The 12,113-nt window shown below is 68.3% G+C and carries 11 protein-coding genes; 7 read left to right on the forward strand and 4 right to left on the reverse strand.

Going from position 1 to position 12,113, the window contains the following annotated elements:
- Window positions 1–54 precede the first annotated feature (54 nt).
- The gene (locus ML342_RS05125) at window positions 55–648 is read right to left on the reverse strand and encodes a class I SAM-dependent methyltransferase (protein WP_240125880.1); all 594 of its coding nucleotides are present in this window, start codon (window positions 646–648) and stop codon (window positions 55–57) included.
- 41 nt (window positions 649–689) lie between these two features.
- On the opposite strand from ML342_RS05125, the gene ML342_RS05130 reads away from it, so the two are divergent.
- Both ML342_RS05130 and ML342_RS05135 read left to right on the forward strand, forming a co-directional pair.
- Window positions 690–1,109 (forward strand): CopD family protein, encoded by a 420-nt coding sequence (locus ML342_RS05130; RefSeq protein WP_240125881.1) that lies wholly within the window; start codon window positions 690–692, stop codon window positions 1,107–1,109.
- A gap of 209 nt (window positions 1,110–1,318) precedes the next feature.
- On the forward strand, window positions 1,319–1,939 hold the full coding sequence (locus ML342_RS05135; RefSeq protein ID WP_240125882.1) for a hypothetical protein: 621 nt from the start codon (window positions 1,319–1,321) through the stop codon (window positions 1,937–1,939).
- Window positions 1,940–2,014: 75 nt separating this feature from the next.
- On the opposite strand, the gene ML342_RS05140 is transcribed toward ML342_RS05135, so the two are convergent.
- A complete protein-coding gene (locus ML342_RS05140; RefSeq protein ID WP_240125884.1) occupies window positions 2,015–3,790 on the reverse strand; it encodes an alkaline phosphatase in 1,776 nt (591 codons plus the stop codon).
- 102 nt (window positions 3,791–3,892) lie between these two features.
- On the opposite strand from ML342_RS05140, the gene ML342_RS05145 reads away from it, so the two are divergent.
- The 3 genes from ML342_RS05145 (at window position 3,893) to ML342_RS05155 (ending at window position 7,524) form a co-directional block, all read left to right on the forward strand.
- Window positions 3,893–5,239 (forward strand): dicarboxylate/amino acid:cation symporter, encoded by a 1,347-nt coding sequence (locus ML342_RS05145; RefSeq protein WP_439655161.1) that lies wholly within the window; start codon window positions 3,893–3,895, stop codon window positions 5,237–5,239.
- Window positions 5,240–5,283: 44 nt separating this feature from the next.
- Entirely contained in the window at window positions 5,284–6,045 is a 762-nt protein-coding gene (locus ML342_RS05150; protein ID WP_240125886.1) for a flagellar brake protein, read from the forward strand.
- Window positions 6,046–6,231: 186 nt separating this feature from the next.
- The gene (locus tag ML342_RS05155) at window positions 6,232–7,524 is read left to right on the forward strand and encodes an adenylosuccinate synthase (RefSeq protein ID WP_240125887.1); all 1,293 of its coding nucleotides are present in this window, start codon (window positions 6,232–6,234) and stop codon (window positions 7,522–7,524) included.
- Between the two features lie 67 nt (window positions 7,525–7,591).
- Here the strand turns inward: ML342_RS05155 and ML342_RS05160 are convergent, their stop codons facing one another.
- Entirely contained in the window at window positions 7,592–7,912 is a 321-nt protein-coding gene (locus ML342_RS05160; RefSeq protein ID WP_240125897.1) for a hypothetical protein, read from the reverse strand.
- A gap of 132 nt (window positions 7,913–8,044) precedes the next feature.
- Between ML342_RS05160 and trhA the strand changes: the two genes are divergently transcribed.
- Together trhA and ML342_RS05170 are read left to right on the forward strand one after the other, a co-directional pair.
- Window positions 8,045–8,701, forward strand: coding sequence for a PAQR family membrane homeostasis protein TrhA (gene trhA, locus ML342_RS05165; RefSeq protein WP_240125899.1), 657 nt, complete (start codon window positions 8,045–8,047; stop codon window positions 8,699–8,701).
- Between the two features lie 87 nt (window positions 8,702–8,788).
- Complete coding sequence (locus ML342_RS05170) at window positions 8,789–11,446, forward strand: M1 family metallopeptidase (RefSeq protein ID WP_240125900.1); 2,658 nt, start codon at window positions 8,789–8,791, stop codon at window positions 11,444–11,446.
- 72 nt (window positions 11,447–11,518) lie between these two features.
- Here the strand turns inward: ML342_RS05170 and ML342_RS05175 are convergent, their stop codons facing one another.
- Window positions 11,519–11,950, reverse strand: a complete 432-nt coding sequence (locus ML342_RS05175) for a hypothetical protein (protein ID WP_240125901.1) — start codon at window positions 11,948–11,950, stop codon at window positions 11,519–11,521.
- Window positions 11,951–12,113: the final 163 nt, after the last annotated feature.

Consider the following 12,113-nt stretch of genomic DNA (forward strand, 5'->3'; position numbering starts at 1 on the left):
CACCGCAGCATAGCGAATCGGGAACGCCCTACCGTGACGGCCGTCGCGACTTGTTCAGTCCGGCAGCTCCAGCGCGGTCGCGTGGGGTGCCAGCGCGGGTGACAGCCAACAGTGCGAGCCCAGTGGCCGTAGGCCCAGCGCGCGCAGGCGCTTGCGGTAAAACGCCGCCGGCCGCTGCCTGAAGTCGTGCAAGTCGCCTTCCGCATCGTCGCCGCGCGCGAACACCTCGATGAAGGCCACCCCGCCGCACAGTTCGGCCAGCGCCGGCAGGCCGCGATCCAGTTCGCGGGTGTCGAGGTAGTGCAAGACGTCGCTGCACACCAGCAGATCCGCCGGCGGGCACGGGCGCAGATGCGCAAAGTCGCCGAAGCGGGCTTTGTGCAGGTTGCGGGTGCGCCCGTAGCGGGCGATCGCATAGTCGCTGGCATCGAAGCCCAGGTAGCGCACGTTCGGACGCAATCTGAGCAGCGGCGCGCGCCACGCGCCCTCGCCGCAGCCGATGTCCAGCACCGTGCGGATCGGCCGCTCGAGGTGGTATTCGGCGGTGGCCACCGCCAGCTGTACCTTGCGCGCCAGGCGCGCGGCATGGCCGATCCCGGCGTCGCGGTACCAGCGGTCGAAATAGGCGCGGTCGTAGCGTTTGCTCATCGTGGCATGCTAGCGGGCATCGCCCGTTTCCGGAGTGCCCGATGGCCTACCTGCTGACCAAGACGTTCCATCTGGTGTTCGTGATCGCCTGGATGTCCACGGTGTTCTACCTGCCGCGGATCCTGGTCAATCTGGCCGAGGCCGGCGACGCGCCCGCGGTGCGCGAGCGGCTGCTGCTGATGGGGCGGCGGCTGTACCGCTTCGGCCACGTGATGTTCGGCATCGCCTTCGTGCTGGGGCTGGCGCTGTGGCTGCATTTCCACATCGGCGGCGGCTGGCTGCACGCCAAGCTGGCGCTGGTGGCGCTACTGCTGGCGCATTTCGTGGGCGCCGGGCGCCTGCTCAAGCGCAGTGCCGCCGGGCACCCGCTGCCTGCGGCCGGCGCCCTGCGTTGGTTCAACGAGGTGCCGGTGGTGCTGCTGGTGATGGTGGTCTATCTGGTGCTGGCCAAGCCGTTCTAAGGCAACGCTTATCGAGCAGCAACGACGAGCAGCATGGCGCTGGCTCTGTTCGGGTTTCAGACCCCGGTAGCGCACCTCGGCGAAGCTCCACATCCGCTTCACTACCCCGAGCACGTGCTTGACTCGGCACCGGATACTCGATGTAAATGCGGTGCTGAAATGGGTTTGGGCGCCAATCTGACATTCACAAGGCAGCTTGGAGGTAAGCAGTGAATATCGTGAGCAAGCACCTAGTCCGCATTGCGGTGGCGGCAATGCTTGTCAGCTCGGCTGCTCATGCTGCAAGCCCGAGCAGCGCCAACTCCTACAAATTGGACGTAACGATCAAGAAGGGCGGCGTTGCCGTTGTTAATCCGAAGATCAGCGTCGCTTTCGGGAAGCCCGCTCAGATCACCATGTCCAAGCAAGGCGTCGGCGACGAGAACTACCGAATCCAGGTGACCGCACAGCCAAGCGAGCCGGCAGGCAATGGCAAGAAGACCGTACGACTCGACTTCATTGTCTTGGAACAAATTTCCGGGGCGTGGGTTGTACTGGGTGAGCCGTCCATGGTTGCCTACGACGGCCAGCAGGCGTCTGTCGATGTGAATGGCCCTGTTGGTGCTTTTAGCGTGTCTGCGACCGCAACTTCAGGATTCGATGACCGTGCGGCATCTCTGAAATCGGATTCGTGCCCGGCGCTTGGTGCCCCGCTCGCGACGAGCCCCAAGAAGTCTGGCGGCATCATCATGGGGATCCGTCAGGATCCTGACTGCTGCAGCGCAGGTTGCACCGACGGCTCCGGTTGGATCATGACATGCTGCGGGGCGGTCATGCTGCGGGGCGGTTGAGTGCTGCGCCTGCGATGTCTGCTGCAGGCCGCGCGGTTCTGGCGGCTGAGCCCAGCGAAAAGGAAAGGCCGACCCTTACAGGTCGGCCTTTTTTTGTGTGATTTTTGAACGTTGATTGGACAATCCGGAAAGGGATGCTTTCGGGTCGGGCAGGATCACCGGAACTCCGTTGCCATCGCACAGTTGCTGCGCGCAAGCCGCCGCGCGCAGGCGCGGGGTGGCCTGCAGCAGGACGTGGTAGATCGCGTTCTCCTCCAGCGAGCCGCGCACCGCGGCGCTGCCGGGGCCGCGCGCCCACACGCCGACATCGTCGCCGCCGTGGGTCTCGGCCTTGGTCGGCACCAGCGCCTCCTGCATGTAGTCGGGATCTTCGGTGTTCACCTGGGTGAGATCGGGACGGCCGTTGTGGATCGGGCGCACGTCTTCCAGCAGGTGTTCGTAGCGCTTGGGCCCTTCCGGCTGGCGCGAGCTGGCGCCGGTGTAGCCGGGGCCGTTGGCGTAGCTCAGTGTGGTATAGGGCAGACCGCTGGCGTCGCGCGCCAGCTGATTGGGGTCGCTGTCCTCGCCGCTGCCGCCCTTGACCTTGCCCAGGATCGGATTGCCGCGCGCCGGGTAGCCGGCGAAGCTCAGGGTGTGCGAGTGATCGGCGGTCACCAGGATCAGGGTGTCCTGCGGCGAGGTCATCTCGCTGGCGACGCGCACCGCGTCGGAGAAGGCGATGGTCTCGTCCAGTGCGCGGAAGGCGTTGCCGGCGTGGTGCGCGTGGTCGATACGGCCGCCTTCCACCAGCAGCACATAGCCGTCGGGATTGCGCGCCAGACGGGTGATCGCGGCGCGGGTCATCTCCGCCAGCGAGGGTTCGCCGGCGGGGTCCTGCGCGCGGTCGTGCTCGAAGTGCATGTGGTCCGGCTCGAACAGGCCCAGCAGCGGCTTGTCGACGGGCGCGGCGCGCAGCTGCGCCGCGTTCCAGACGTAGGCGCCGCCCGGATGGCGCTGCTGCCACTCGGCGATCAGGTCGCGCCCGTCCAGGCGCGCGCCGACCTTGTCGTCGTATTCCGGATCGCGCTGGGTGGCCGGCATCAGGTTGCTGCGGCCGCCGCCCATCAGCACGTCGGGGCCGTGGCCGTAGGGGGATTCGATCATCTGGCGGGCGATGTCGAGGCAGCCCGCGGCTCGTGCCTCCGGCGGGAGGTCGGCATCGCTCTCCCAGTTGCGATCGGCGCTGTGGCTGAAGGTGGCGGCCGGGGTGGCGTGGGTGACACGGGTGGTGGTGACCACGCCGGTGGCCATGCCGGTGGAGGCGGCCAGCTCCCACAGGGTCAGCAGCGGGGTGGCCAGCGCCGCCTTGCAGTCGCCGCGCGGCGCGCTCTGGCCGATGCTGAGCACGCCGATGCGGGTCTTGGCGCCGGTGGCGATCGCGCTCATGGTGCCGGCCGAGTCCGGGGTCTGCGAGTTGGTGTTGTAGGTCTTGCTCAGCGCGGTGTTCGGGAAGGTTTCCCAGGCCAGGCGGTTCTCCTCGCCGGACATGCCCTTGCGCTGTCCTTCCAGGATGCGCGCGGCGGCCACGGTGGCCAGGCTCATGCCGTCGCCGAGGAATACGATCACGTTCTTGGCACGGCCGTTCATGGCCCCGCGCTCCGCGGCCTGGGCGGCGCCGTCGCGGTACCACCATTGCGGGGTTTCACTCTGCGGGCGCTGGATGGTGGGCACGTCCACGTGCAGCGCGGCGGCCTGGGTGCCGGCCGGGGCGGCGGCGTGCGGGAGCGGGCTGGTGCTGGCGCAGGCGGCCAGCAGCAGGCTGCCGGCCAACGGCAGCAGACGGAGTCGGGCAGGGGTATGCGGAATCTTCATGCCGGCATTATCGCTGGTCGTGGTGTCAGCGGGATTGCAGGGCCGGTCGCGCACTGACGCGCGGCCGGCCGGTCGGGTATTGTGCAGGCCGATCAAGTCCGGATGGCCCGCATGTTCGACTGGTGGTTCCGCATCAAGTTCTGGAAGCGCGTGTTGCTCGGCTTCGTGCTGGGCGCACTGGCCGGGTGGGCGTTTGGCAAGGATGCCGAGACCTGGTTCGGCCCGATCGGCGATCTCTACGTCACCCTGATTTCGATGATCGCGGTGCCGCTGGTGTTCTTCGCGGTGATCGACGCGGTGGCCTCGCTCAGCGGCAAGGCGTCGATCGCGGCGCTGGCCGGGCGCACCTTCCTGTGGTTTGCGATCACCGCGGTGCTGGCGGTCGGAGTGGGGCTGGCGTTTGGTTGGATCATCCAGCCGGGAACCGGGGTGGGGCCGCTGAAAGTCGCCTCCGACTATTCGCCCAAGCAGGTGCCCGGCGCGCTGGATATGCTGCTGAACCTGGTGCCGGCCAACCCGTTTCAGGCCTTGGGCGGGGCCGCCACTGCCAAGCTGGCCGACGGCACCAAGGTGCTGGTGCCGCGCAGCGGAACCGTGCTGCAGGTGATCTTCTTCGCCGGCCTGGTCGGCTTTGCGATGGTGAAGCTGGGCGAGCGGGTGGCCGGCGTGCGCAAGCTGGTGGGCGAGGCCAGCGAGGTGATGATCCAGGTCACCCGCTACGTGCTGGAGTTCACGCCGCTGGGTACCTTCGGGCTGATCGCCGCGCTGGTGGGTGGCTACGGCTTCGGGCAGCTGCGTCCGCTGCTGAACTTCGTGCTGGCGCTGTACGCGGCCTGCGCCTTTCACATCGTGGTGGTGTACAGCGGATTGCTGCTGGCGCACGGCCTGAACCCGCTGAAGTTCTTCCGCGGCGCGGCGCCGGCGATGGAGGTGGCATTCGTGGCCTCCAGCAGCTTCGCGGCGCTGCCGGCCTCACTGCGTAGCGCCACCCACAATCTCGGGGTGGATCGCGATTACGCGGCGTTCGCGGTGCCGTTGGGCGCCACCATCAAGATGGACGGCTGCGGCGCGATCTATCCGGCGCTGGCGGCGGTGTTCATCTCGCAGTACGCCGGGATCGAACTGTCGCTGACGCAGTACCTGATCATCGCCCTCGCATCGGTGCTGGGCAGCTTCGGCACGGCCGGCGTGCCGGGCACGGCGGTGATCATGGCCACCGTGGTGCTGTCGGCCGCGGGATTGCCGCTGGAGGTGATCGGCTACCTGTACGCAATCGACCGCGTGCTCGACATGATGCGCACCATGACCAACGTCACCGGCCAGGTGCTGGTGCCGGTGCTGGTGGCGCGGGAGACCGGGCGCCTGGATCGCGCGGTCTTCGATGCCGCCCCGAGCAACCTGGGGCTGGCCGAGGGCGATCGGGCCGAGCCCGATGCCAAGCGCGGCTGAGCACCATCAAGCAGGCGCCGGCGGCTGCCGTTATCCTTGGCAGAATGAACGACCTGCCCGACCTTCCCGCTGCGGACGTGGCCGACCTGGAAGGCTATTACGACAAGTTCTACATCCACGATGCGGGCGAGATCCGCCACCACCTGCAGCGCTTGGCGGGCGAGCGCGGCATGCTCAGCGTGCGCGCCAGCCATGCCGATGCGGCGCTTCCCACGCTGCTGCTCAAGGTCGATTCCCACGGGATGTTGATCGACGTGCCCGCCAGCCGCTCGGTGCAGGACGCCTGGCTGGAGGCGCCGCTGTTGCGCTTCGAGGGCAGCATCGACCGCGCTGCCGCCCGCTTCACGTGCGGGCCGGCGCAGCTGGAAACGTTCGAAGATCGGCCGGCGATGCGGCTACCGTTGCCGGAGCGCATGCTGTATCTGCAGCGACGGGAGTTCATGCGTCGCGAACCGCCGGTCGGCACCCTGGTTTGCCACCTGCGGTTGGAGGAAGGGCAGCGCGAGGTCGAGGCCACCATTCGCGACATCGGTGGCGGCGGGCTGGCGATCGTGACCGCGCGCGCGCAGCTGCATCTGCAGGTGGGTGACCTGCTGCGCGACTGCCGGATCGACCTGCCGGAGCTGGGCGAGGTGGAAGTCAGTCTGCAGGTGCGGCACGTGCTTACCCGTAGCCATCTGGGGCCAGATATCACCCAGGCCGGATGTGAGTTCGTCAATCTCACCCCGGGTGCGCAGCGCAAGCTGTTCCGCTATCTGCTCCAGCTCGACCGCGACCTGCTGGCACGCCGGCGGCGGATGGAGTAGGCGCGGCGGTCGCAGGGGGCGGCCGAAGCGGGTAGAATGCGCGAAAGCCGGGGTTCGCCTCGGCTTTTTCCGTGTCTGGGCGCGCGCCGCCCGGGATGCCCCGATGGCACTCCGGCTCGGCGGCGGGCGTATTCGGACCCAACCATCCCGCGGCCCCGATGGCCGCACGCAGCAGGAGTGACGGCCATGGGCCAGTCGGTTGTGGTATTGGGCGCCCAGTGGGGCGACGAGGGCAAGGGCAAGATCGTCGATCTGCTCACCGAGGACATCGGCGCCGTGGTGCGCTTCCAGGGCGGCCACAACGCCGGTCACACCCTGGTCATCAACGGCAAGAAGACGGTGCTGCACCTGATCCCGTCCGGCATCCTGCGCGCGGGCGCGCTGTGCCTGATCGGCAACGGCGTGGTGATCTCGCCGGCCGCGCTGCGCAAGGAGATCGAGGAGCTGGAGGCGGCGGGCGTGGACGTGCGCTCGCGCCTGAAGATCAGCCCGGCCGCGCCGCTGATCATGCCCTACCACATCGCGCTGGACCAGGCGCGCGAGAAGGCCGCCGGCGGCAAGGCGATCGGCACCACCGGCCGCGGCATCGGCCCGGCGTATGAGGACAAGGTCGCGCGCCGCGGCATCCGCATCGCCGACCTGCACTACCCCGAGCAGCTGGCCGAGAAGCTGCGCGCCGCGCTGGACTACCACAACTTCGTGCTGACCAAGTACCTGGGCGTGGAGCCAGTGGATTTCGACGCCGTGTATGCCGAGGCGCTGGCGTTCGGCGAGTACGTCGAGCCGATGAAATCCGACGTGGCCGGGATTCTTCACGAGCTGCGCAGGCAGGGCAAGCGGGTGCTGTTCGAGGGCGCGCAGGGCGCGCTGCTGGACATCGACCACGGCACCTATCCCTACGTCACCAGTTCCAACACCACGGTCGGCGGCGCGCTCGCCGGTACCGGCGTGGGCGCGGATGCGATCGACTACGTGCTGGGTATCGCCAAGGCGTATGCGACCCGCGTCGGCGGCGGCCCATTCCCGACCGAACTGAATGACGCCATCGGCCAGGGCATTCGCGAGCGTGGTGCCGAGTACGGCGCGTCCACCGGGCGCCCGCGTCGCTGCGGCTGGATGGACATCGTCGCGCTCAAGCGCGCGGTGGCGATCAACGGCATCAACGGGCTGTGCATCACCAAGCTCGACGTGCTGGACGGGATGGAGAAGCTGAAGGTCTGCATCGCCTACGAATACCGCGGCAAGCGCACCGAATACGCGCCGCTGGACGCCCAGGGTTGGGAGGAGATCACCCCGGTGTACCTGGAGTTCCCGGGCTGGAGCGAGAGCACCCACGGCATCACCGAGTGGGACAAGCTGCCGCCAGCCGCGCGCGCCTACCTGCGCGCGCTGGAAGAGCTGGCGGGCTGCCCGATCAGCATCGTCTCCACCGGCCCCGATCGCGAGCACACCATGGTGCTGCGCGACCCGTTCGCCTGAGCGCGACGCAACGAGACGCCGCCGACCCGCGCGAGCGAGTCGGCCGTTTGCGTTTCAGTCCCGGGCGTCAGGCGAACGCGTCGAACAGGGTGCCCAGCGCATCCTCACGGGCGCGGAAAGCGGCGGTATTGGCGGCGAAGGCGAGCGCGGCTTGTCGTGCCTCCACCGCGTCGGACAGCATCGCCGCATCGCTGTCATTGGGCAGGCCGCCAGTGGAGGCGATGCGCGCCTGCACGCCGCCGTCCGGGGAGGCCGTCTGGACCACGTCGCGGCGTTGGAACCCGTCGGTCTGCCGGTTGGCGGTATTGCTGGCCGCGGCCGAGAGCCGCAGCGCGGCGGCCTGCATGCCGGATAGGGAACTGTTGGAGGAGACGCCGGTAAGGGCCATGGCGGGCCACCTCGCTGCATAGAACACGCGGCAACTCTACGCTTCCATAGAGCGGGAAAAGGAGACCTTTGTCTGGTTTCGACGATGGCGGACCGCATGCCGATGGGCAGCAGGACGCGCTATCCTGCTGCAATGCAGCAGACCGCGCGCGTCCGTCCTGACCCTCGTGTCCATCCCGCCGAGGAGCTCGCCAATGCGCTGACCCACGGCGTAGGCGCGGCCGCGGCGCTGGCCGGCGGCGCGGTGCTGGTCACCTTGGTGGCGATCCACGGCGACGGCTGGCAGCTGGCCGGGGCCATTGTCTTCGGCGTGGCGCTGCTGCTGCTCTACACCGCGTCCACCCTGTACCACGCGATCTCGCATCCGGTCGCCAAGGGGCGGCTGAAGGTGTTCGACCATTGCGCGATCTACCTGCTGATCGCGGGCACCTACACCCCGTTCACCTTGGTCGGCCTGCGCGGCGCGGTGGGCTGGTGGCTGTTCGGCGCGATCTGGGTACTGGCGCTGGCGGGCGTGGTGTTCAAGCTGTTCTACACCGGGCGCTTCCGCCGCCTCTCGACCCTGATCTACCTCGCGATGGGCTGGCTGGTGGTGGTCGCGGCCGGGCCGCTGCTGCGCGCGCTGGATGCGGCCACGCTGGGCTGGCTGCTGGCCGGCGGGGTGGCCTACACGCTCGGCACCCTGTTCTACCTGCGACCGCGGATGCGCTGGTCGCATGCGATCTGGCACGGGTTCGTGATCGCCGGCAGCGTCTGTCATTACATTTCCGTAATGCATCATCTGCTGTAAACACGCTGGCGGCATGACTTCCGGGGGTGGGCCAGGCTCCGGGGCGGCGGGAAGATCGCCCGTCTCCCACGTTCCCCCGAGGTTTGCATGCGCCGCCTTCTGACCACCGCCATCGCCCTGGCCTTGGCCACCTCCGCCACCGCCGCGCTGGCGCGTCCGGCCGCGCCAGCGCCCGCCGCTGCGCAGGTGGATGCCACCACCCAACTGCCGCGCGACGTGCGCCCGACCCATTACGACGTCGAGATCGTGCCGCATGCCGAGCGCCTGGCGTTCGACGGCAAGGTGCGGATCAACCTCGACGTGCTCAAGCCCACCCGCAGCATCACCCTGAACGCGGTGGACATGGCCTTCTCCCGCGTCCGCCTGGGCCGCGCGCAGGGCCAGGACCTGGCGCCCAAGGTGGCGATCGATGCGGCGGCGCAGACCGCCACCTTCACCTTCGACCGCGAGCTCGCGCCCGGCCGCTACCTGCTGTCGATCGACTACAGCGGCAAGATCGGCACCCAGGCCAACGGTCTGTTCGCGCTCGACTACCCGACCGCTTCCGGCAACAAGCGCGCGCTCTACACCCAGTTCGAGAACTCCGACGCGCGCCGCTTCATCCCGTCCTGGGACGAGCCCAGCCTGAAGGCCACCTTCCACCTGGCGGTGACCGCGCCGGCGGGGCAGATGGTCGTGAGCAACATGCCGGCGGCCAGCACCCACGACCTCGGCGATGGCCGCCGCCTGACCGTGTTCGCGCCGACCCCGAAGATGTCCACCTACCTGCTGTTCCTGGCGGTGGGCGATTTCGACCGCACCACGCTGTCCGACAACGGCGTGGAGATCGGCGTGATCGCCCAGAAGGGCAAAGTGGAGCAGGCCCGCTTCGCGCTGGAGGCCAGCCGCGACGTGCTGCGCGAATTCAACGACTATTTCGGCGTGGCCTATCCGCTGCCCAAGCTCGACAACATCGCCGCGCCGGGCCGCAGCCAGTTCTTCAGCGCGATGGAGAACTGGGGCGCGATCTTCACCTTCGAGTCCTCGCTGCTGTTCGACCCCGCCACCTCCAACCTGTCCGACAAGCAGCGCATCTTCACCACCGCCGCGCACGAGATCGCCCACCAGTGGTTCGGCGACCTGGTGACGATGGCGTGGTGGGACGACCTGTGGCTGAACGAGGGCTTCGCCACCTGGATGGAAGGCCGCACCACCCGCAAGCTGCACCCGGAATGGGATGTGGACAATGTCGATGCCGCCTTCACCAGCCGTGGCCCGATGGGGCAGGATGGCTATGCCACCACCCATCCGATCGTGCAGCACATCGCCACCGTGGAACAGGCCAGCCAGGCGTTCGATGGCATTACCTATGGCAAAGGTGCGGCCGTGATCAGCATGCTGGAGGACTATGTGGGCGAAGCGGCCTGGCGTGACGGCGTGCGCCGCTACATCGCCAAGCACGCGTACGGCAACGCGGTGACCGACGATCTGTGGAAGGAAATGGAGATCGCGGCGCCGGGCCGGCAGTTCACCCAGGTGGCGCATGATTTCACCCTGCAGCCGGGCGTACCGCTGATCAAGGCCAGCGCGCGCTGCGACGGCGGCAACACCGTGCTCCAACTGGAGCAGGGCGAGTACACCGTGGACCGCCCCGGCAAGGCGCCGCTGCGCTGGCACGTGCCGGTCAGCGTGCGCGGCGGCGACGGCCAGGTGCAGCGCGTGCTGGTGGACGGTCAGGCCCGCCTGACCCTGCCCGGCTGCACCGCCCCGGTGCTGGTGAACGCGGGCCAGAAGGGCTACTTCCGCACCCTGTACGCGCCGGACCAGTTCAAGGCCATCAGCGCCGGTTTCGCCAAGCTGCCGGTGGTGGACCAGATGGGCGTGATGCTGGACGCGCAGGCGCTGGCCGCGGTCGGCCTGCAGCCGGAGGCCGACAGCCTGGACCTGGCCATGCAGGTGCCGCTGTCGGCCGCGCCGGAGCTATGGCAGAACGTGGCCGGCCAGCTGGCCGCGATCGACGACCTGCTCAAGGCCGATCCCAAGCGCCAGGCTGCCTTCCGTGCGTTTGCCCAGGCCAGGCTGGCGCCCAAGCTGGCGCAGTTGGGCTGGGACAACCGCGCGGATGATCCCGCTGCCGTGCGCGAGCTGCGGCAGAGCCTGATCGGCGTGCTCGGCATGCTCGGCGATGCCCAGGTGCTGGCCGAGGCGCGCCGCCGCTTCGATGCCTTCCTCGCCAATCCGGCCTCGCTCGGCCCCGACCTGCGCCGGACGGTGCTGGGGATGGTCGCGCGCAATGCCGATGCCGCCACCTGGGACAAGCTGCACGCGCTGGCGCAGGCGGAGAAATCCTCGATGCTGCGCGACCAGTACTACGGCCTGCTGGCGATGGCCAAGGACAAGGCGCTGGCCCAGCGCGCGCTGGACATGGCGCTGACCGCCGAGCCCGGCGCCACCAACAGCGCCTCGATGATCGCCACCGTCGCCCGCGAGCACCCGCACCTGGCCTTCGACTTCGCCACCGCCCACCGCACCCAGGTGGACGCGCTGGTCGATTCCACCTCGCGCGCGCGCTACTACCCCGGCCTCGGCAGCGGCGCGGATGACCTGACGATGGTGGATGAGATCAACGCCTTCGCGGAGAAATACATCGCGCCGACTTCGCGCGGCGAGGCGCAGCGGGTGGTGAATGCCATCCAGACGCGGGTGAAGCTGCGCCAGCAGCGGCTGCCGCAGATCGAGGCGTGGCTGAAGCAGCGCGGGGTCTGATCGCGTTCGCGCGGCGCCACGCAACAGGCCCCGCCATGCGGGGCCTGTCCAAAATCGGCAGAGTGAGTTGTTTCACAGTGTCTTGTTCGCAGCTTGCTGCTGGACCGGCTTGTACTTGGGGACGCATTCCCCATGGATGATGATCGGTTGACCCGGAATGGGGTCAATCGGGTGCCTGTCAGGAACCCAGACGGTTCCCGGTGGGCAAGTAGGAGGATCGCGGAGGATGGGGGTATCGCCGACTGGCCTCCCCACGACAGGCCCCTGCTGCATGCGTTGCGATGCTTGCTTGGGCGTCATCCCGCCCTTATCGGGGAGGATGCCGCCTTGCGGATCGGCCGGCTGAGGTTTTGCCAGCGGATGGGTTGGCGCCGGGTGTCCAGCCTGCGTGGGATTCTGGGAGGCAAGTGCCGGTAGTGCCAGCGCCAGACCAATGGCCAGAACAGGAGTGATCATGCGGCACTTGCCAAGCATGCGATGGGATTGCTCACGGATCGAGGACATGGACTAGATCTCCGTCATGGATTTGCGCGCACGACTTTTCGCGGTGCGCAAAGATCTAATCGTGAGGGGTGAGCGTTTTTTTCATGCTAAAGACGCCAACAGGCCCCGCCATGCGGGGCCTGTTCGTTGCACCCGGGCGGAGATGCCTGGGGCGATGCGCCCG

This window comes from Thermomonas alba (assembly GCF_022419205.1).
Classification (GTDB): Bacteria; Pseudomonadota; Gammaproteobacteria; order Xanthomonadales; family Xanthomonadaceae; genus Thermomonas; species Thermomonas alba.

Coding starts and splice junctions, on each gene's coding strand:
- ML342_RS05125 (WP_240125880.1), bottom strand. CDS start 648: ATGAGCAAACGCTACGACCGCGCCTATTTCGACCGCTGGTACCGCGAC.
- ML342_RS05130 (WP_240125881.1), top strand. CDS start 690: ATGGCCTACCTGCTGACCAAGACGTTCCATCTGGTGTTCGTGATCGCC.
- ML342_RS05140 (WP_240125884.1), bottom strand. CDS start 3,790: ATGAAGATTCCGCATACCCCTGCCCGACTCCGTCTGCTGCCGTTGGCC.
- ML342_RS05145 (WP_439655161.1), top strand. CDS start 3,893: ATGGCCCGCATGTTCGACTGGTGGTTCCGCATCAAGTTCTGGAAGCGC.
- ML342_RS05150 (WP_240125886.1), top strand. CDS start 5,284: ATGAACGACCTGCCCGACCTTCCCGCTGCGGACGTGGCCGACCTGGAA.
- ML342_RS05155 (WP_240125887.1), top strand. CDS start 6,232: ATGGGCCAGTCGGTTGTGGTATTGGGCGCCCAGTGGGGCGACGAGGGC.
- ML342_RS05160 (WP_240125897.1), bottom strand. CDS start 7,912: ATGGCCCTTACCGGCGTCTCCTCCAACAGTTCCCTATCCGGCATGCAG.
- trhA (WP_240125899.1), top strand. CDS start 8,045: ATGCAGCAGACCGCGCGCGTCCGTCCTGACCCTCGTGTCCATCCCGCC.
- ML342_RS05170 (WP_240125900.1), top strand. CDS start 8,789: ATGCGCCGCCTTCTGACCACCGCCATCGCCCTGGCCTTGGCCACCTCC.
- ML342_RS05175 (WP_240125901.1), bottom strand. CDS start 11,950: ATGTCCTCGATCCGTGAGCAATCCCATCGCATGCTTGGCAAGTGCCGC.